The 18,609-nt window shown below is 34.5% G+C and carries 22 protein-coding genes; 17 read left to right on the top strand and 5 right to left on the bottom strand.

Annotated features, from left to right (window positions below):
• The first annotated feature begins 130 nt into the window (after positions 1 to 130).
• Entirely contained in the window at positions 131 to 400 is a 270-nt protein-coding gene (locus ACFSJT_RS05900; protein ID WP_378319293.1) for a hypothetical protein, read from the top strand.
• Here ACFSJT_RS05900 and thiL read toward each other — a convergent pair whose 3' ends face one another.
• Positions 401 to 1,447 carry a thiamine-phosphate kinase gene (gene thiL, locus ACFSJT_RS05895; RefSeq protein WP_378319292.1) on the bottom strand — a complete coding sequence of 349 codons (1,047 nt, stop codon included), beginning with the start codon at positions 1,445 to 1,447 and terminating at the stop codon, positions 401 to 403.
• Between the two features lie 161 nt (positions 1,448 to 1,608).
• On the opposite strand from thiL, the gene ACFSJT_RS05890 reads away from it, so the two are divergent.
• Genes ACFSJT_RS05890 through sufD form a run of 6 tightly spaced genes read left to right on the top strand, consistent with a single transcriptional unit; the run spans position 1,609 to position 6,467 of the window.
• Complete coding sequence (locus tag ACFSJT_RS05890) at positions 1,609 to 1,938, top strand: HesB/IscA family protein (RefSeq protein ID WP_378319291.1); 330 nt, start codon at positions 1,609 to 1,611, stop codon at positions 1,936 to 1,938.
• 60 nt (positions 1,939 to 1,998) lie between these two features.
• The gene (gene sufB / locus ACFSJT_RS05885) at positions 1,999 to 3,444 is read left to right on the top strand and encodes a Fe-S cluster assembly protein SufB (protein ID WP_378319290.1); all 1,446 of its coding nucleotides are present in this window, start codon (positions 1,999 to 2,001) and stop codon (positions 3,442 to 3,444) included.
• A 25-nt stretch (positions 3,445 to 3,469) separates the two neighbouring features.
• Complete coding sequence (locus ACFSJT_RS05880) at positions 3,470 to 3,880, top strand: hypothetical protein (RefSeq protein WP_378319289.1); 411 nt, start codon at positions 3,470 to 3,472, stop codon at positions 3,878 to 3,880.
• Between the two features lie 41 nt (positions 3,881 to 3,921).
• Positions 3,922 to 4,674, top strand: a complete 753-nt coding sequence (gene sufC / locus ACFSJT_RS05875) for a Fe-S cluster assembly ATPase SufC (RefSeq protein WP_378319288.1) — start codon at positions 3,922 to 3,924, stop codon at positions 4,672 to 4,674.
• A 34-nt stretch (positions 4,675 to 4,708) separates the two neighbouring features.
• The gene (locus tag ACFSJT_RS05870) at positions 4,709 to 5,110 is read left to right on the top strand and encodes a four helix bundle protein (protein WP_378319287.1); all 402 of its coding nucleotides are present in this window, start codon (positions 4,709 to 4,711) and stop codon (positions 5,108 to 5,110) included.
• Between the two features lie 43 nt (positions 5,111 to 5,153).
• The gene (sufD, locus tag ACFSJT_RS05865) at positions 5,154 to 6,467 is read left to right on the top strand and encodes a Fe-S cluster assembly protein SufD (RefSeq protein ID WP_378319547.1); all 1,314 of its coding nucleotides are present in this window, start codon (positions 5,154 to 5,156) and stop codon (positions 6,465 to 6,467) included.
• A gap of 165 nt (positions 6,468 to 6,632) precedes the next feature.
• On the opposite strand, the gene ACFSJT_RS05860 is transcribed toward sufD, so the two are convergent.
• The gene (locus ACFSJT_RS05860; RefSeq protein ID WP_378319286.1) at positions 6,633 to 7,985 is read right to left on the bottom strand and encodes a serine hydrolase domain-containing protein; all 1,353 of its coding nucleotides are present in this window, start codon (positions 7,983 to 7,985) and stop codon (positions 6,633 to 6,635) included.
• Between the two features lie 79 nt (positions 7,986 to 8,064).
• Here ACFSJT_RS05860 and ACFSJT_RS05855 point away from each other — a divergent pair, with 79 nt between their 5' ends.
• From ACFSJT_RS05855 to ACFSJT_RS05815, 9 genes are all read left to right on the top strand, one after another.
• A complete protein-coding gene (locus ACFSJT_RS05855; protein WP_378319546.1) occupies positions 8,065 to 9,279 on the top strand; it encodes an aminotransferase class V-fold PLP-dependent enzyme in 1,215 nt (404 codons plus the stop codon).
• 206 nt (positions 9,280 to 9,485) lie between these two features.
• Positions 9,486 to 10,451, top strand: a complete 966-nt coding sequence (locus ACFSJT_RS05850; protein ID WP_378319285.1) for a zinc metalloprotease — start codon at positions 9,486 to 9,488, stop codon at positions 10,449 to 10,451.
• 181 nt (positions 10,452 to 10,632) lie between these two features.
• Complete coding sequence (locus ACFSJT_RS05845) at positions 10,633 to 11,646, top strand: zinc metalloprotease (RefSeq protein WP_378319284.1); 1,014 nt, start codon at positions 10,633 to 10,635, stop codon at positions 11,644 to 11,646.
• A gap of 37 nt (positions 11,647 to 11,683) precedes the next feature.
• Entirely contained in the window at positions 11,684 to 12,400 is a 717-nt protein-coding gene (locus tag ACFSJT_RS05840) for a DUF4377 domain-containing protein (RefSeq protein ID WP_378319283.1), read from the top strand.
• 40 nt (positions 12,401 to 12,440) lie between these two features.
• Complete coding sequence (locus ACFSJT_RS05835) at positions 12,441 to 12,863, top strand: SufE family protein (RefSeq protein WP_378319282.1); 423 nt, start codon at positions 12,441 to 12,443, stop codon at positions 12,861 to 12,863.
• Between the two features lie 47 nt (positions 12,864 to 12,910).
• Complete coding sequence (locus ACFSJT_RS05830) at positions 12,911 to 13,237, top strand: SUF system Fe-S cluster assembly protein (protein ID WP_378319281.1); 327 nt, start codon at positions 12,911 to 12,913, stop codon at positions 13,235 to 13,237.
• 57 nt (positions 13,238 to 13,294) lie between these two features.
• Positions 13,295 to 13,732, top strand: a complete 438-nt coding sequence (locus ACFSJT_RS05825; RefSeq protein WP_378319280.1) for a PaaI family thioesterase — start codon at positions 13,295 to 13,297, stop codon at positions 13,730 to 13,732.
• Entirely contained in the window at positions 13,732 to 14,241 is a 510-nt protein-coding gene (locus tag ACFSJT_RS05820) for a DUF2480 family protein (protein ID WP_378319279.1), read from the top strand. Before ACFSJT_RS05825 ends, ACFSJT_RS05820 begins: the two co-directional genes overlap by 1 nt.
• Before the next feature lie 281 nt (positions 14,242 to 14,522).
• The gene (locus tag ACFSJT_RS05815) at positions 14,523 to 15,455 is read left to right on the top strand and encodes a DUF3078 domain-containing protein (RefSeq protein ID WP_378319278.1); all 933 of its coding nucleotides are present in this window, start codon (positions 14,523 to 14,525) and stop codon (positions 15,453 to 15,455) included.
• A 226-nt stretch (positions 15,456 to 15,681) separates the two neighbouring features.
• Here the strand turns inward: ACFSJT_RS05815 and ACFSJT_RS05810 are convergent, their stop codons facing one another.
• Positions 15,682 to 15,879, bottom strand: a complete 198-nt coding sequence (locus ACFSJT_RS05810) for a GNAT family N-acetyltransferase (protein WP_378319277.1) — start codon at positions 15,877 to 15,879, stop codon at positions 15,682 to 15,684.
• Positions 15,880 to 16,110 carry a hypothetical protein gene (locus ACFSJT_RS05805; protein ID WP_378319276.1) on the bottom strand — a complete coding sequence of 77 codons (231 nt, stop codon included), beginning with the start codon at positions 16,108 to 16,110 and terminating at the stop codon, positions 15,880 to 15,882. It abuts the gene before it with no gap.
• A gap of 140 nt (positions 16,111 to 16,250) precedes the next feature.
• On the opposite strand from ACFSJT_RS05805, the gene ACFSJT_RS05800 reads away from it, so the two are divergent.
• Positions 16,251 to 17,279, top strand: a complete 1,029-nt coding sequence (locus ACFSJT_RS05800; RefSeq protein WP_378319275.1) for a DUF3078 domain-containing protein — start codon at positions 16,251 to 16,253, stop codon at positions 17,277 to 17,279.
• Positions 17,280 to 17,376: 97 nt separating this feature from the next.
• Here ACFSJT_RS05800 and hflX read toward each other — a convergent pair whose 3' ends face one another.
• Entirely contained in the window at positions 17,377 to 18,588 is a 1,212-nt protein-coding gene (hflX, locus tag ACFSJT_RS05795) for a GTPase HflX (protein ID WP_378319274.1), read from the bottom strand.
• Positions 18,589 to 18,609: the final 21 nt, after the last annotated feature.

The raw sequence follows: 18,609 nt of genomic DNA, 5'->3' as shown, positions 1-18,609 counted from the left end.
TTTAGTTAAAAATCAATAGGTTAAGACAAACTTTTCTTACAAAAACATTGTTAATTAGAAAAAAAATATTATTATTGTATTGATAATGAACCCTTAACCTTTTTCTATGCATTAATACCCTCAAACAATAATGAAAAAATCTACCCCCAACTCCGCTTTCTCTTTTTCAAAAATTTACTGCTCTCTTTTTGGTCACGACTATGTTCTTAGTAAAAATGTAACACATCACATCAAAGAATATTCTTGTTCACATTGTCGAGAACAAGCTACAACAAATAGTAGAGGTCGATTAGAAATAATGACTCCAAAATTAAAAGAGATTAATGATGCTTTGGCTTCTGTCCATGCCAAAAAAATAGCAAGACGTAAGTCTAATAGTTCTTTTCAAGCGGCATCATAATTATTCATTAATAGGATTCCATCCTTGAGCTTTTAGCTCTATTTTTTCATTTGCCCTGGTCACCAAGCCGATCCCGCTTTTTTCATCGGTCATATGACCAATAATTGTTAAATTAGGATTTGCTTTAATTTTTGGATAGTCGTCTTGTTTTATGGTAAATAGCAGCTCATAATCCTCTCCGCCACTAAGTGCAACTGTGGTGCTATTGAGTTTAAATTCTTCACAGATAGAAATTACTGCAGGATCCAGTGGTATTTTTTCTTCAAATAAATTAACTCCAACTTTTGATTGTTTGCAGAGATGTATCACTTCAGAAGATAACCCATCACTAATGTCAATCATACTGGTTGGCATTACCTCTAATGCTTTAAGAAGTTCTGGAATATCTTTTCTTGCTTCAGGTTTAAGTTGTCTTTCAATGAGATAAGTATATCGATCCAGATCGGGCTGTGAATTTGGATTTACCTTAAATACCTGCTTCTCTCTTTCTAACACCTGTAGTCCCATATAGGCCGCACCTAAATCACCAGTTACTACTAAAAGATCATTATCGTTTGCTCCGCTGCGATAAACCAAATCATCTTCTTTAGCATAGCCAATAGCCGTTACACTAATAATCAATCCAGTGGTTGACGAAGTTGTGTCACCGCCAACAACATCTATGTTATAAAGTTTAGCGGCGGTATCGATCCCAGCATACAATTCTTCTAATGCTTCTAGAGGAAATCTATTTGAAACCGCAATAGAAATGGTAACTTGCGTCGCGGTTGCATTCATTGCATAAATATCAGAAAGATTGACGATCACAGCCTTATATCCTAAATGCTTTAAAGGAACATACGATAGATCAAAATGAACTCCTTCAATCAATAAATCTGTAGACAATACACATTTTTTATTCTTAAAATCTAAGACAGCGGCATCATCTCCTATTCCTAAATTTGTCGATTTTTGTTTGATCTTAAAATTTTTGGTCAAATGATCAATCAATCCAAATTCTCCTAAATCAGATATCTGCGTTTTCGATGTATTTTTGTCTTCAATCATTTTGCAAAGGTAACTAATTGTCTTATTTCTTTTGTAGATTATCTATTCTATAACAAATGCTTATTTTAACATTTGTTATATATATGTTAGCATTCGTGAATAAAATCTACTTATGTAGTATATTTGCAACTCATTTAGAATTAATCTATTTATAAAGAAGTATGATTAAGGTATCAGACATAGCAAAAAATAAGGTCGTCGAGTTGATGAATGAAGATGGGTACAGTGCTACTACCGACTATGTAAGAGTTGGAGTTAAAAGTGGCGGATGCTCTGGTTTGTCCTATGACCTACAATTTGATAAAGAACAACAAGAAGGTGATAAAGTATTTGAAGACAACGGTGTAAAAATCATTGTAGATAAGAAAAGCTTCCTATATCTTATTGGTACTACCTTAGAATATTCAGGAGGTTTAAATGGTACCGGCTTTGTTTTTAATAACCCAAACGCTAGTAGAACCTGCGGTTGCGGAGAGAGTTTTTCCCTATAGATAGATAACATACTGGATTTCCAGTAAAAAAAATCCTGAAACAAGATCAGGAATAAAAAGATGGCATATACAGAAGACGATTTAAAAAAGGAGTTAGAAACCAAAGAATACGAATACGGGTTTTATACAGATATAGAGTCTGATACATTTCCTGTGGGTCTTAGCGAAGATATCGTTAGAGCAATTTCTAAGAAAAAAGAAGAGCCAGAGTGGATGACCGATTGGAGACTCGAGGCTTTTCGAGCCTGGAAACAGATGAAAGAGCCAGAATGGGCAAATGTAAACTATGAGAAACCTGATTTTCAAAACATATCATATTACTCTGCTCCCAATAAAAAGCCTAAATACAATAGTATAGATGAGGTAGATCCAGAATTATTGGAAACCTTTGAAAAACTAGGTATTTCTCTTGAAGAGCAAAAGAAATTAGCCGGGGTAGCAGTTGATATCGTTATGGACTCGGTTTCTGTGGCAACTACTTTTAAAGAAACATTGGCAGAAAAAGGTATCATTTTTTGTTCAATTTCTGAAGCCATACAGGAACATCCAGAGTTAGTGAAAAAACACATTGGTTCTGTAGTCCCACAAAAAGATAATTTTTATGCTGCATTAAATTCTGCAGTATTTAGTGATGGTTCGTTTTGTTATATTCCTAAAGGAGTACGATGCCCGATGGAGTTATCTACCTATTTTAGAATTAACCAAGCAGGAACCGGTCAGTTCGAGCGTACGTTGGTTATCGCCGATGAGGGAAGCTATGTAAGTTATCTAGAAGGTTGTACGGCTCCCTCGCGAGATGAGAATCAATTACATGCAGCTGTCGTAGAATTAATCGCTCTGGACAATGCAGAAATTAAATACTCAACCGTACAGAATTGGTATCCTGGTAATGCCGAAGGAAAAGGTGGAGTCTATAATTTTGTGACCAAAAGAGGTATTTGTGAAACCAATGCCAAAATCTCCTGGACACAAGTAGAAACAGGCTCTGCTATTACATGGAAATATCCGTCTTGTGTGCTTAAAGGAGATCATTCGGTAGGAGAATTTTATTCTATCGCTGTAACCAATAATTTTCAGCAAGCAGATACCGGAACGAAAATGGTACACTTGGGTAAAAACACTAAAAGTACTATCATCTCCAAAGGTATTTCTGCCGGAAAATCACAAAACAGCTATCGAGGACTTGTGCAAATAAACAGTAGAGCAACAAATGCTCGTAATTTTTCGCAATGTGATTCTTTATTGATGGGCAATGAATGTGGCGCACATACGTTTCCTTATATAGAAGCAAAAAACAAAACTGCTCAGATAGAACATGAAGCTACTACAAGTAAAATAGGCGAAGACCAAATTTTTTACTGTAACCAGCGAGGTATTGATACCGAAAAAGCGATTGCTTTGATTGTTAATGGTTTTAGTAAAGAGGTGTTAAACAAATTGCCTATGGAGTTTGCTGTAGAAGCACAAAAACTTCTGGAAATTTCTTTGGAAGGTTCTGTTGGCTAAATTGTGTAACCATCAAAAGTATATAATGAAAAAATCTTTTCTTCTCATTGCCATTAGTTTATTAATTCTATCATGTAAAAAAGAAAAATCTAAAACCGAAAATATAGAGCCTAGTTTAATTAGAGGAGAATTTATTTTGATTGATGGAGCGGCAGTAATAATGGGTAAGGATTTTATTTATGGTGTAATCATTAACGAAATGACTAAAGAATTGGCAGAAAAGGTTGAACCATTACAGCGAGAAGAATATGATATGGTTCCGGTTGTAGTAAAGGGGATTATAAGGCCGAATGATTCGAATGGTATAGAAAAATGGAAAGAAATAGTAGAAATCAAAGAAATCATTGGGGTAAGTGCTCCCACCTCGGAGCTGCCCACCAAAATTAATTCATCAGAAGCTGACGAAAGCCCGAATGATGGAATTGAAGAAGAATAAAATACATAAACGATATCTAGAGATAAAAGAAATTATACAGCATGTTAGAAATAAAAAATTTACACGCTAGTGTAGAAGGAAAAGAAATTTTAAAAGGCTTGAACTTGAATGTCAAGGCTGGTGAAATTCATGCCATAATGGGTCCTAATGGTGCAGGAAAAAGTACCTTAGCCAATATTGTAGCAGGTAAAGAAGAATACGAAGTAACAGAAGGAGAGATTCTATTAAAGGGGGAAGATATAGAAGAATTGGCTGCCGAAGAACGAGCCCACAAAGGTGTTTTCTTATCGTTTCAATATCCTGTAGAAATTCCAGGAGTTACCGTTACGAATTTTATGAAAACCGCTATCAATGAAACTCGAAAAGCACAGGGTCTTGAAGAAATGCCAGCAAAGGATATGCTGAAAAAGATTCGTGAGAAATCTGAGTTACTGGAGATCGATCGTAAATTCTTATCTCGCTCTCTTAATGAAGGATTCTCTGGTGGTGAGAAAAAACGAAACGAGATTTTTCAAATGGCAATGATGGAACCAAAATTGGCTATTCTTGATGAAACCGATTCTGGATTGGATATCGATGCCTTAAGAATAGTAGCAAATGGAGTTAATAAATTAAAAAACCATGATAATGCCATTGTCGTAATTACGCACTATCAAAGATTGCTAGAATATATTGTTCCAGATTTTGTGCATGTATTGTACGATGGTAAAATCGTAAAGTCCGGAACTAAAGAATTAGCCCTAGAGTTAGAAGAGAAAGGATACGACTGGATTAAAGAAGAAATAAAAATTTAATAAGTTTCAAGTTTTTTGTTTTAAGTTTCAAGTTATGGCAACTATCAAAAGGTTTGAAGATTTAGAAATTTGGCAAGAAGCTAGAAGGTTAAGTAAAAAAATTATTTACATAGTACAAACTTCAGAATTACAAAAAGATTATAGACTTAAAGACCAAATAAGAGCAGCATCAGGTTCTGTAATGTATAATATTGCTGAAGGTTTTGAAAGAGATGGAAATTTGGAATTTAGACAATTCTTGTCAATAGCCAAAGGATCTGCTGGAGAAACAAGATCTCAATTGTATAGAGTCTTTGATTCTGAATATATTGATGAAGAAACCTTAAAAGTTTTAGTGAGTGATTATGAGATCTTAAGTAAGAGGATTTCTGGTTTTATAAGCTACTTAAACAAAAAGGAATATATGGGTAATAAATTTAAAAAATCTGAGACCTGAAACTTGAAACTGTTTCATTAGAAACATAAATATGAAATTAAAAATGGAATTGAAAGAAAAATTAGTATCTTCTTTTTTGGCCTTCGAAGACACGGTTGACATAGACGCTCCGGTTCATGATATCAGAAGTCAGGCAATTAAAGTTTTTGAAGAAAAGGGATTTCCTACCAAAAAAGAAGAAGCCTGGAAATATACATCTCTAAATGCAATTCTTAAACATGATTATAGTGTTTTTCCGAAAGAAGAAAATGCTTTAGAGTTCAGGGATGTAAAAAAATATTTCCTTCATGATCTCGATACCTATAAAATTGTATTTATAGACGGTAAATACTCTTCCCATCTTTCTGAGACTACTCACGATAAGATTGATGTCTGTTTGATGTCTGCTGCATTAAACAGGGATAAATATAGACCAGTAATCGAAAATTATTTCAATAAAATAGCACGCCAGGATGGTCTTAGCTCCTTAAATACAGCTTTTTCTAAAGAGGGTGCCTATATTTATATTCCAAAAAACAAATTGGCAGATAAGCCCATCCAGATCATACATTTTTCTACTGGAAAAGAATCTTCTCAATTATTACAGCCTCGCAACCTGATTATTGCTGAAGAAAATTCTCATGTTCAAATCATCGAACGTCATCAAAGTCTTACCGATAATCCTGTATTAACCAACTCGGTAACTGAGATTTTTGTGGATAAAAGAGCTCATGTAGATTACTATAAAATTCAGAACGATAACCAATATGCTTCCTTGATTGATAATACATATATTGAGCAACAAGCACAAAGTTTGGCGTCTGTACATACGTTTGCCTTTGGCGGGAATCTCACCAGAAACAATCTAAACTTCTTTCAAAAAGGAGAAGGTATCGATTCTGTACTTAATGGAATAACCATTATAGAAGGAAAGCAACACGTAGATCACAACACTTTAGTGCATCACACAAAACCAAACTGTGAAAGTCATCAGGACTATAAAGGTATTTTTGACGAAAAGGCTACAGGCGTTTTTAATGGAAAAATAATCGTGAATAAAGAAGCACAAAAAACAAACGCTTTTCAGTCTAATAATAATATTTTATTGAGTGATAAGGCAACGATTAATTCAAAACCTCAACTAGAAATTTTTGCAGACGATGTGAAATGTTCCCACGGTTGTACCATAGGTCAATTAGATGAAAACGCTCTATTTTATATGAGATCTCGGGGTATTGGTGAAAAAGAAGCCAAAGCTTTGATGATGTATGCTTTTGCGAACAATGTATTAGAAAGTGTAAAAATACCAGAATTAAAAAGTAGAATCAATAAACTAATCGCCAATAAACTGAATGTGAATATTGGTTTTGATTTGTAATACAATTCGACTTAAAAGTTAAAAGAGGGTGTCTAAAAAGTCGTCATCCGAGAGAAACGAAGGAATCTGTTGAGCTTAAGTTACTGATAAACAGATTACTTCAAAATTAAAATTTTTCGTAATGACATTTTCTAAAACTTTTTAGACAGCCTCTTTTTTACTTAACTATTTTATCGCACCTACTATTTCCCTCAAAAAAGTATTAAAATCTACTCCCGCATCTCCTATTAATCCAAAACGAACAATCACCAGATCTTTTGATGGAATTATAAAAACGCGCTGTCCCTGATATCCATTTGCCGAAAACATGTCTCTTGGCGCATCTGGATAAAATCCTCCTGCATTTAACCAAAAATGTGCCCCATAGTCTCCTTCAGAAGTTGGACTGGGAGTAGTAACATAATCTACCCATTCTGGATCAAAAATTTGTTGTCCGTTCCAATTCCCTTTATGAAGATATAAGAGTCCAAATTTACCCCAATCTCTAACTGTAGCCCAAGCATAAGAAGAGCCCACATAATTACCAGCTAGGTCAGTTTCTATCAACATAGAGTTCATTCCAATTTTATCAATAAACTCTCGGTAAGGGTAATCTAAATATTCCTGATAATTATCAAAATGTTTTCGAAGAATCCCTGATAATAAGTTGGATACTCCAGATGAATAATACCAATATTCACCAGGTTTATAAATCGCTTTCTTATGAATTTGTGATGTGGTCATATCTGTATCTAAATACAACATTTTCGTAGCATCAGAGAGACTACCATAATCCTCTTCCCACTCCAAACCACAATTCATTTGTAGCAGATTATTTATGGTGATTTCTTTTCTGTTATCATTTTTCCATGCTTCGACAGGTGCCTTGTTGTTCATATTGATCGCTCCTTGTTTCTGTAATACTCCATAAACGGTGCATAAGACGCTTTTGGTCATAGACCAACCCAGTAACCTAGAGCTTTTGTTCAAACCTTCGGCGTACTTTTCTGCTATAATTTGATCTTTGTACAATACCAAAACAGCTCTTGTTTTGTTTAAGTATTCGCCATTAGTATCAAAAACCGAACTAACGGTTTGATTTATCTTTTGGTAATCAATATTATCAAAAACAGTATCTTTTTGTGATAACTCTCCAAAGGGATATGGCATTTCAGTTTTTATACGAGTCCTGTTGGGAACTTGAGTAGATGAGTTTTCATCATAATCCTCATTAATCAATACACTACCTACTCCTCCTCTGTAAATTGCCTTTCTTTTTTTAAGTCCAAAGACAGAAGCAACAGATGTTTTTTCCTGGATGTTTACTACATCATCTGCCAAATGAACCGGAGGAAAATTATTGTCTACAGAATCTGTAAACGCTGTCGTTCTGTTACCCACAAAAACTGAAGAATTCATGTGCTTAGCAGAATATCCTGTGAGTATCGTAAGCTTAGGGTAATTAAGCAGTACTGCAACGCCAATTCCAATAAATGAAAGAAGAAAAACAATACCAATAATTTTTTTAAATCGCCGCATAAGAAAGAAAGATTAAACCAATCTAAAAATAGGCAATCCTAGTTAGAAATACTTAGTACTTTTGCAGAAAGAAATTGCAATGTTTGATGTACATAAAATTAGAGAAGATTTTCCAATTCTTAAAAGAACCGTTAACGGAAAACCTTTAGTCTATTTTGATAATGCCGCTACCTCACAAACACCACAAGTAGTTATCGATACCATTGTAGATTATTACAGTAACTACAATGCGAATATTCATCGAGGAGTTCATACTTTATCACAGGAAGCTACCGATGCTTACGAGACGGCACGTAAAAAGATTCAACATCATTTTAATGCAAAACATACCCATGAGATTATCCTAACTTCAGGAACAACACATAGCATTAATATTGTAGCCACCGGTTTTACCAATTTCTTATCTAAAGGAGATGAAATCATCGTTTCTGCACTAGAACATCATTCAAACATAGTGCCTTGGCAAATGCTTTGTGAACGTACTGGTGCTATCCTCAAAGTGATTCCGATGAATGAAGAAGGAGAATTGTTGATGAATGTATATGATCAATTACTTTCTGATAAAACCAAACTCGTTTTTACTAATCATATTTCCAACGCTTTGGGCACCATAAACGCTATTGAAGAAATTATTGAAAAAGCCCATAAAGTAGGTGCTGCCGTACTTATTGATGGTGCACAATCATGCCCACATATAAAACCTGATGTTCAGGCTTTGGATGTAGACTTTTATGTAGTCTCTGCACATAAACTTTGTGGCCCTACAGGAGTAGGTATGCTATATGGTAAAGAAGAATGGTTGAATAAACTTCCGCCTTACCAAGGTGGTGGTGAGATGATCGATCAAGTAACCTTTGAAAAAACTACCTACGCGGGTCTTCCTCATAAATTTGAAGCCGGCACACCCAATATTTGTGGAGGAATAGCATTTGGGGCAGCCCTGGATTACATGAATACTATTGGTTTCGATAACATTGCTACCTACGAAAATGAACTCCTCGAATACGGAACAAAACGATTATTAGAAATAGAAGGGCTGAAAATCTATGGGACCTCAAAAAATAAGACGTCTGTCATATCTTTTAATCTAGAAAACATCCACCCCTATGATGTGGGTACTATTGTTGACAAACTTGGTATTGCCGTTCGTACAGGACATCATTGTGCGCAACCGATCATGGATTTTTATAAAATACCTGGTACAATACGGGCATCCTTCTCATTTTATAATACAAAAGAAGAAATAGATGTTTTGGTTGAAGCCGTAAAAAAAGCTAAAATGATGTTGAGTTAAGTAACATTCTTTTTGTAAATATTACGTATTATTTTCTTTACTACACTTCCTGTCCAAAGGGTTTACGGTTTATCAAAATCTTGAAAAAGGGAATCCCACACATTTAGATATAACGTTGTTAATTTTTTGTTAATTGATTATCGCGCTATTTGAATATTAGCAAACTTGTAGATAACTAATTACACAAACTTATAAAACTCAACATCATGAAAAAGCTATCTTTGTGCATTCTTGCACTGAGCTTGATTTTCGCAACCTCTTGTGAAAACGAAGAAAACTTAACAGAATTAGAAAATTTAGAACCTACCAATGAAACTGTCGCTACAGAGCGTAAATGTTTCTCGTCAGAAATATTGGAAAAACAACTGGCAGAAAATCCCGAAATGTTTAAAAGGCTAGCCCAAATCGAAGATCAAACAAAAAGATTTTCTGAGGAAGACCTTAAAGCCCCCAACGGTACTATCGAAATACCGGTAATAGTGCATGTTATTTATAGAACCAATCAACAAAATATAAGCAACGCTCAAATTAGATCACAAATCGATGTACTTAATAGAGACTTTTCTGCAACAAACAGCGATGTTTCTAATGTACCCTCAGAATTTAGAAGCCGTGTGGCCAACGCAAATTTTAGATTCACTTTAAAACAGGTTACTAGAAAACGTTCGTCAAGAAGTTCGTGGGGAACTAATGATAGAATGAAATTCGCTTCCGGTGGAGGCGTGAATGCTATTGATACTCGAAGAAATCTCAATATTTGGGTGTGTAATATTGGAGGCGGAATCCTGGGATATGCTCAATTTCCTGGAGGAAGAACAGCTACAGATGGAGTGGTGATTTCACCTCAATATTTTGGCACACAAGGGTTTGTATCTTCTCCTTTTGATCGAGGAAGAACAGCAACTCACGAAGTTGGGCACTGGTTAAATTTAAGACATATTTGGGGTGATGGCAATTGTAACCGTGACGATCGCGTAGCCGATACTCCTGTTTCTAATGGCCCCAATTATGGCTGCCCAAGATACCCAACGGTGCGATGTGGATCTAACGATATGACCATGAATTATATGGATTATGTAGATGATAGATGTATGTATATGTTTACCAATGGTCAGAAAAACAGAATGAGAGCTTTGTTTTCTCCGGGAGGACCAAGAGAAACTCTTCTATAATCTCTGATACTCACAAACAAAACAAGAAGCACCATTGTCGTAATGGTGCTTCAATTTTCTAATAGCCAAACTGTTAAACACTTATAATTTCTGTTAACGTTTAAAACAAATTGTATATGTTTTCCGTTTTTGTGTGTAAACAGTAATGCTCTGATAGCGCATACACTTAATATCCCCAGCAATGCAAAGAACCATTTTAATTTCGGTATTTTTAACACTAGCGTACTTTTTCTTATCCGGTTGTGGGAATTCAAAAAAAGAAAAACAAGAAGTGAATAACGTTTCAGAAGAAACCGAAAACCCTCATAATACACAAAAAGATTCAGTTATAAGATGCAGTACCATGGAGGTGCTACAAAAACATATGGCAAAGAATCCCGGTTTACGAGAAAAAATGGAAGCCATTGAAAATCACTGTCAGACATTCGTTCAACTCAGAAAAAGTGGAAAGATGCAAGATTTAGACACCATTATGATTCCGACAGTAGTTCATGTTATCTACAGTAATGAAAATGAAAATATAAGTGACGAGCAGATATACTCACAAATAGAGGTTCTGAATCAGGACTTCACAAAATCCAATACCGATCTTGATCAAATTCCTGAAGAATTCTCTTCTCTTTCTACAAATACAAAAATACATTTTGATCTTGACAGCATTATAAGGGTTTCTTCTACGAGAACCGCCTGGGGGACTGGTGATCAAATGAAGTTTTCTTCCGTTGGGGGATCAGATGTAATCGATTCTTCAAAAAATTTGAATATCTGGGTATGTAATATTGGAGTAGGAATTTTGGGATATGCACAATTTCCTGGTGATAATGCAATGACAGATGGTATTGTAGTTTCCCCTCAGTTTTTTGGTACCATGGGATCTGCAACGGCCCCTTTTGATAAAGGAAGAACCACTACTCATGAGGTAGGTCACTGGCTTAATCTCAGGCATATCTGGGGTGATGGAAATTGCTCTTTGGATGATTTTGTTGAAGATACACCACCATCAGATGGGCCCAATTATGGTTGTCCAACCTATCCCACGGTACGTTGCAACACCAATGATATGACTATGAACTATATGGATTATAGCGACGATGCGTGTATGCATATGTTTACCGAAGGTCAAAAAAACAGAATGAGAGCTGTATTTGCCGAAGGAGGCCCAAGAGAAAGTTTTGTAAAATCAATGATTCCATAATATCTTTATCCTAATGTTGAGAACACAAAAAACAATTATGAATAAACTTCTATTGATTTTGAGTTTTGCTTTCTTATGCGTATCCTGCCAGAAACAGGAAACCAAACGAATATATATTGCCGATCGTACAGTGGATTGCGATGGAGTGGCTCCTCAACAATGTATGTTACTAAAGGATGCTCAGTCTCAAGATTGGACCTATTTTTATGATACTATCGAAGGTTTTGATTATGAAGAAGGATTTACATATGAACTCGAAGTTGCCGTTAATACCATAGAAAACCCGCTTGCCGATGGTTATTCAACACAATATTCTTTGATAAAAATAATTTCAAAAAACCAGAATAGTGCTATAAGCCAAAACATAGTTCTTCAAAACCAAGAGTCGCAAGAAAATGTTTCAAGTATTGTTTATGAAGCTAGTACCAGAGGTTCTTTCCTACGTATAAAAGTTGATAAAAACACTATACAAAAAACAACAGACAGAAGTTTAGAAAATGTAACCGAAAAAAGGTGTTCAAAAGAAGATTGGGCTACTATTCTTTCATTTCTAGAAAATATCCAGCTTAAAAATATTGATGATCTCATCGCTCCAACCCAAAAAAGTAGTGTTGATGCAGCGCTACAGGCAAAATTAAAAATTACTGCAATGGGGGACACGTATAGCTCTACAAATTTTGATCATGGCAATCCTCCTCAAGAAATAAAACAATTAGTTAATACTATACTATCATTGTCAGAAAGTATTGAATAGCAACAATTCTTGTCGTATTTTTGTTGAAAATTTGTGAGTAATGACTATACAAGAAATTCAGGAAGAGATTGTCGATGAATTTAGCATGTTTGATGACTGGATGCAACGATATGAGTATATGATCGAATTAGGAAAATCCCTTCCTTTAATTGAAGAAAAGTACAAAACAGACGACAATATTATTAAAGGATGTCAAAGTAAGGTTTGGGTCCATGCCGAAATGAATGACGATAAAGTTGACTTTACTGCAGATAGCGATGCTATTATTACCAAAGGTATTATTGCGATCCTTATACGAGCATTTTCTGGACAACATCCTAAAGATATTATTGAAGCTGATACTAGCTTTATCGATGAAATTGGTTTAAAAGAACACCTTTCACCAACTAGAGCTAACGGTTTGGTAAGCATGATCAAGCAGCTAAAAATGTATGCCATTGCTTATCAAACACAATTAAATTAATCATTTTTGAAAGGTATAACCTTTCAAAGTCGACCAAAAAGATAACCATGAGTGAAACTGCTATAGATACAAATGAACTAGGTGAAAAGATTGTAAGAGTTCTTAAAACCATTTACGATCCTGAAATCCCTGTGGATATATACGAGCTGGGATTAATTTACGATGTATTTGTAAATGAAGATCTTGATGTAAAGATACTCATGACACTTACATCACCAAACTGCCCTGTGGCAGAATCATTGCCAGAAGAAGTGAAAGAAAAAGTAAAATCTCTGGATGCAGTAAACGATGTAGAGATGGAGCTTACTTTTGATCCGCCGTGGTCACAAGATTTAATGAGTGAAGAAGCTAAATTAGAGCTTGGAATGTTATAACCTTTAACGTTAATTATTTGAAGTATTAAGTAACTACGCTTTCTAAATATCAAAAAGATGAGTAAAGAACATTATGATAAATTAGAAAGAATGTATTTGCAGGCAAATATTAATACTCAAATATTCGACACTACGACAGTTAGAATATCAGAAGAAATGGCTCAAATCGGACTAAAGATATCTAATAAATATTTTCATGCTTTGGGAGCTATTCATGGCTCGGTATATTTTAAATTATTAGACGATGCTGCCTTTTTTGCTGTAAATTCTATGGTAAAAGATGTTTTTGTGCTTACAAGCTCTTTCAATATCAACTTACTAAGACCTGCAAATACAGGAATCATAACAGCTGTAGGCAAGGTAAAATTTAAATCTCGAAATCTATTTGTAGCAGAAGCTACGTTATACAACGAAGACGGTAAAGAAATTGCTTTTGGAACTGGAAATTTTACAAAAAGTAAAATTGAATTATCAGAAAAAATAGGATATTTATAATGGAAGAAGAAATCGTAAATAGAGTTGCAAGCAATCAAAATCTGATCACTTTCGACCTTGAAGATTATTATCCACAGGGTAAACGTGTTTTATTTGATATCAAAGAGTGGCTCTTTGAGGGGTTGCTTTTACGAGAGAAAGACTTCAGAAAACATGTTGCAGCTCATGATTGGAGTCAATATCAAGATCAGTATGTTGCATTGACTTGTTCTACTGAAGCAATAATCCCTGGATGGGCATATCTTTTATTAACGAGTTCTTTGATTCCATATACCAAAAAAGTGGTGGTGGGTTCTCTAGAAATTCTAGAAACGATCCTTTATGCTGAAATTATAAATGACTTAGATGTTTCAGAGTATCAAGATAAACTCCTAATTATAAAAGGTTGTGCCAATAAACCAGTACCTGAAGGAGCCTATATCTCTTTAATTCAAAAACTACAGCCTGTAGCCAAGAGTATTATGTATGGAGAAGCATGTTCTTCAGTTCCTTTATACAAAAGAAAATAGGTGATTTTGTCTGTTAATTCTGTTTTTTATCGAAAACTTTCAACATGCTAGAGACTTTTTTATCCTTCAAAGTTTGATTACTTTAAATTTGATGAACGAAATGAATAAGGTGGTCTTAAGAGTCTAAAAACATTATCATCCTAAATTTATGTCAGAATCTTTATGCTGAAAAACATATAATTATAAGATCCTGAATCATGTTTTGGATGACGAAACAATACTTTTTAGATGTTTCCTTTATTCTTTTTTAACTATAATCGAAATTTTAAACCCAATTAACGATGAAGAAACTTCTTTGCATAACTGCTTTATTCCTAACAGTAACCACATTATCAGCACAAACTGAAGAAGAGTTGAAAAAAGAACAGGCTGCTAAAAAGGATTCTATTGCCGCCATACAAAATAGAATAAATGCTATTCAGGCAAAATTAGACACCATTTCCGGTTGGAAAATAGGTGCCTTTGGTACCGTAGGAGGAAGTCTATCTGGTTTCAATAACTGGTTTGCTCAAGGAATTCCCAATAACTCAGCTGGAAATATTGGTGTTACTTTTAATGGATACGCCAACTTATTACAAAAAAAATACTTTTGGAGAAATAACCTGAACGTAAATCTGGCTTGGGTCAAATTAGATGACAAAGATGATCCAACAGATAATGATGGTTTTAGAGAAGCGACAGATGTTTTTAACTTCTCTTCTTTATTTGGATATAAGCTCACTAAAACCTTGGCAGTTTCTACATTGGCCGAATATAGAACCACCGTTTTAAGTAATTTTAATGATCCTGGCTACTTAGATATTGGTGCGGGTATTACCTGGACTCCTATTAACAATTTAATAATAGTGGTTCATCCCGTAAATTATAATTTTGTCTTTAGTGAAGGTGCAGCAGAATATGAATCTTCCTTAGGAGCCAAGCTTGTAGCAGATTATACTCGTAAAATCGGTGCTATAAACTTTAAAACTAATCTTTCTGCATTCTTAAGTTATGAAGATACTGATTATTCTAATTGGACCTGGACAAATTCTTTTTCTTATACACTGTGGAAAGCCATAGGAGTAGGGTTTGACTTCGGTTTAAGGAGTAATAAACAAGAAGCATTTAACTATGCATTAGCTCAAGTACCTGAAATAGTACCTACACCCACTTTAGAAAATACAGATAATGAATTGCAATCCTTCTGGAATTTAGGAGTAAGTTATACTTTTTAAAAAGAGCAGGTTAAACTGATAACAGGTCTGAAAGTTCGAATAAAACTTTCAGACCTGTTCTATTTTGACAACATTTCCATTAATACCAGTTCTTATATGAAATTGCTGATATACGAATTGAACTATTTTGATTTTAGGCAAGGCAAAAAATTTATGGATAGCCATAGCTATCGATTAATTTTATAACGAAGCATCAAGTCAAAAGAGACAATTTTATACGGTAATTTCATGTGAGAAATGGTATAAACTCATGATCATCGGCTCCTACAATTTTAAATCCATGTCTTTCATACAAAAACCTTGCTGGATTTTTCTTCAGAACTTTTAAATGTAACGCAATATCTAAAGATTTTGCCTTGGTCATCAGGCTATTCAGCACTTGCTTTCCTATGCCCATGCCCTGATACTTAGGTAATAGTTGCAACTACAATATTTCTATCCCTTTTTCATCAACCTTATACTTTATTAAGCCTATTCGCTTATTCATTTTCAAAATAAGATAGAAATTACTGAAATTTTTACTTACCCCGGCTTTATGTTCCTTTTCAGACAAATAAATACCTGCTCTTTCCAGGTACGGTACCATCGTTCGTTTTCTCAAATTAAGGAGAAAAACTTTGTCGGCCTCTTTTGCTTTTACGAGTTCTATTTTCAATTCTTTACATGAATATCTATTGTCTCTACAAATATATCGTAATCTCTAACCATAAACTTTTAGACTTCAATAGAATGATAATTTGATAAAGCTAAACGCATCTTGTATATTTGCGCATTACCCCTGCAACGATAGATCCAATGAAAAGGTTATTATTAGCTGTTTTTTTATTGTTTTTTGTATCGAAAACCTTTGGTCAAGAAAAGAAAAAAGTGAAACAGCTTGATTCTATTCAATTGAATTTAAAGCGTTCTATTGATAGTCTTTTGAAAAATACTACTCGAGAACTTAATATTATTGTTTTAAAGAACGTTCTAAAAGAAATCACTCCCAAAAAGCCAAAACCGCCAGAACATGTAGGCTGGAAAACCAAAGGAAAATTCTCGCTGCTTTTTAACCAGTCTGCTTTTAATTTTGATTGGCAAGGTGGGGGAACTTCAAATATTGCAGGTAATGCAGTTAGCGATGTTGAATTTAATTACAAAAAAAATAATTTAACATGGTATAATAAAATTTTAGCAGACTACGGATTATCCTTTATAAAAGATGAAAAGTTTGCCCGGAAAACAAGTGATAGAATCGAGCTCAATTCTCGTTTGGGAAAACGTATTGGAAATGGTAACTGGAACTATTCATTTTTTGCAAATCTCCTAACCCAATTTGACAAAGGATTTAGGTTTGAAGCCGATCCCGAAACTGAAGAAACCATACGTATTGAAGAAACTCATTTTTTTTCTCCGGCATTTTTAAAGGCTGGTCCTGGTATACTTTGGAAAAAAAGCGATGACCTTAATATCAACCTTGCCCCTGTCACCTCACGTATCATTTTTGTAGATAAAGAATTTACTAATGTCGAGGGATATCAGGATGGTGATTATTTTGGTGTAGATGCAGGTGAGAGCACAAGGTTTGAGTTTGGAGGGTCTTTGGTCGCTAATTTAAAGTTTTCATTATCAGAGAATTTTTATATAAATAATGCATTAAGCCTGTATTCTAATTATATAGAAAATCCCGAAAATATCGACATTGATTATACCTTTAATTTAAACCTAAAGATTAATCGCTATATCTCTTTCAGCTTTGTGTTTCAGAGTATTTATGATGATAATGCTACCGGGGCATTTCAGATACGCCAAATAACCGGTATTGGTCTGGATTATAAATTCTAAATTTACTCGATAATTGAGATTTAAATATTACAGGCGTACCTCGTAATCAAGATTGTTTTTCAATGCAATACCTCCTTATCTTGTGCTGAGGGGTTATTTACTCTTCTACAATAATTTCAGGATATAAAAAATTATTATATGGAAAGCGAGTAACATGAATATCTCTAACTTCTTTGTATACCCGTTTTCTAAATTCATCCATATTTTCTTTATTTATGGCCGAAATAAATAATGCATTATCGCCTATTTTGCTCATCCAGGTATGTTTCCATTCTTCCAAAGTATAATGCACCTTTGTCTTTTCGGTAGTGAGATCGTCTGTATCGATAGTTTCATGAGTATACGCATCAATTTTATTGAATACCATGATTGTAGCTTTATCTGTGCAATCTATTTCACCCAAAATTTTATTTACAGAAGCTATGTGATCTTCGAATTGTGGATGAGAGATGTCTACTACGTGCAACAATAAATCAGCTTCTCGAACCTCGTCTAGTGTGCTTTTAAAACTTTCGACCAGCTGCGTAGGTAGTTTTCTAATAAATCCAACGGTATCACTCAACAAAAATGGCAAGTTACCAATCACTACTTTTCGAACTGTGGTATCTAATGTCGCAAAAAGTTTGTTTTCTGCAAATACTTCACTCTTAGCAATAACATTCATAAGGGTAGATTTACCAACATTGGTATAACCCACAAGGGCAACACGAACAAGTTTACCGCGATTACCTCTTTGTGTTGCCATTTGTTTGTCAATCGTTTGTAGTTTCTTTTTTAATAAAGAAATACGATCCCTTACAATACGGCGGTCAGTCTCTATCTCTGTTTCACCTGGGCCACGCATCCCTATACCCCCACGTTGTCTTTCTAAGTGAGTCCATAACCCTGTAAGTCGAGGTAGTAAATATTGATATTGCGCCAACTCTACCTGTGTGCGAGCATAGCTAGTTTGGGCACGTTGCGCAAAAATATCGAGAATCAAATTGGTTCTATCTATAATCTTTGCTTTTAAAATACGCTCTATATTACGCAATTGAGCTGGCGATAATTCATCATCAAAAACAACCGTACCAATTTCATGTTCTTCTACATATGCTCTTACTTCTTCCATCTTACCAGTACCGATAAATGTTTTGGAATTGGGCATATCCATTTTTTGAGTAAATCGTTTTACCACTTCGCCTCCTGCTGTATAGGTAAGAAACTCTAATTCATCTAAAAATTCTGTGAGTTTTTCTTCGTCTTGATTTTTAGTGATTATTCCTATCAAAATTGTTTTTTCGTATGCAATTTCCTTCCTCTCTAACATGTACTAAACTTATCTTCTATT

It is taken from the genome of Aquimarina celericrescens (assembly GCF_042682765.1).
GTDB classification, from domain to species: Bacteria; Bacteroidota; Bacteroidia; order Flavobacteriales; family Flavobacteriaceae; genus Aquimarina; species Aquimarina celericrescens.
This window is presented reverse-complemented; position numbering and strand designations above follow the sequence as displayed.

Bases quoted from the DNA above. Each gene is read 5' to 3' on its own strand.
- ACFSJT_RS05825 (WP_378319280.1), top strand. From the start codon at position 13,295: ATGAGTAAAGAACATTATGATAAATTAGAAAGAATGTATTTGCAGGCA.
- sufB (WP_378319290.1), top strand. From the start codon at position 1,999: ATGGCATATACAGAAGACGATTTAAAAAAGGAGTTAGAAACCAAAGAA.
- ACFSJT_RS05890 (WP_378319291.1), top strand. From the start codon at position 1,609: ATGATTAAGGTATCAGACATAGCAAAAAATAAGGTCGTCGAGTTGATG.
- ACFSJT_RS05835 (WP_378319282.1), top strand. From the start codon at position 12,441: ATGACTATACAAGAAATTCAGGAAGAGATTGTCGATGAATTTAGCATG.
- sufC (WP_378319288.1), top strand. From the start codon at position 3,922: ATGTTAGAAATAAAAAATTTACACGCTAGTGTAGAAGGAAAAGAAATT.
- ACFSJT_RS05820 (WP_378319279.1), top strand. From the start codon at position 13,732: ATGGAAGAAGAAATCGTAAATAGAGTTGCAAGCAATCAAAATCTGATC.
- hflX (WP_378319274.1), bottom strand. From the start codon at position 18,588: ATGTTAGAGAGGAAGGAAATTGCATACGAAAAAACAATTTTGATAGGA.
- ACFSJT_RS05845 (WP_378319284.1), top strand. From the start codon at position 10,633: ATGCAAAGAACCATTTTAATTTCGGTATTTTTAACACTAGCGTACTTT.
- ACFSJT_RS05850 (WP_378319285.1), top strand. From the start codon at position 9,486: ATGAAAAAGCTATCTTTGTGCATTCTTGCACTGAGCTTGATTTTCGCA.
- sufD (WP_378319547.1), top strand. From the start codon at position 5,154: ATGGAATTGAAAGAAAAATTAGTATCTTCTTTTTTGGCCTTCGAAGAC.
- ACFSJT_RS05815 (WP_378319278.1), top strand. From the start codon at position 14,523: ATGAAGAAACTTCTTTGCATAACTGCTTTATTCCTAACAGTAACCACA.
- ACFSJT_RS05880 (WP_378319289.1), top strand. From the start codon at position 3,470: ATGAAAAAATCTTTTCTTCTCATTGCCATTAGTTTATTAATTCTATCA.
- ACFSJT_RS05860 (WP_378319286.1), bottom strand. From the start codon at position 7,985: ATGCGGCGATTTAAAAAAATTATTGGTATTGTTTTTCTTCTTTCATTT.
- ACFSJT_RS05900 (WP_378319293.1), top strand. From the start codon at position 131: ATGAAAAAATCTACCCCCAACTCCGCTTTCTCTTTTTCAAAAATTTAC.
- ACFSJT_RS05840 (WP_378319283.1), top strand. From the start codon at position 11,684: ATGAATAAACTTCTATTGATTTTGAGTTTTGCTTTCTTATGCGTATCC.
- thiL (WP_378319292.1), bottom strand. From the start codon at position 1,447: ATGATTGAAGACAAAAATACATCGAAAACGCAGATATCTGATTTAGGA.
- ACFSJT_RS05830 (WP_378319281.1), top strand. From the start codon at position 12,911: ATGAGTGAAACTGCTATAGATACAAATGAACTAGGTGAAAAGATTGTA.
- ACFSJT_RS05855 (WP_378319546.1), top strand. From the start codon at position 8,065: ATGTTTGATGTACATAAAATTAGAGAAGATTTTCCAATTCTTAAAAGA.
- ACFSJT_RS05870 (WP_378319287.1), top strand. From the start codon at position 4,709: ATGGCAACTATCAAAAGGTTTGAAGATTTAGAAATTTGGCAAGAAGCT.
- ACFSJT_RS05800 (WP_378319275.1), top strand. From the start codon at position 16,251: ATGAAAAGGTTATTATTAGCTGTTTTTTTATTGTTTTTTGTATCGAAA.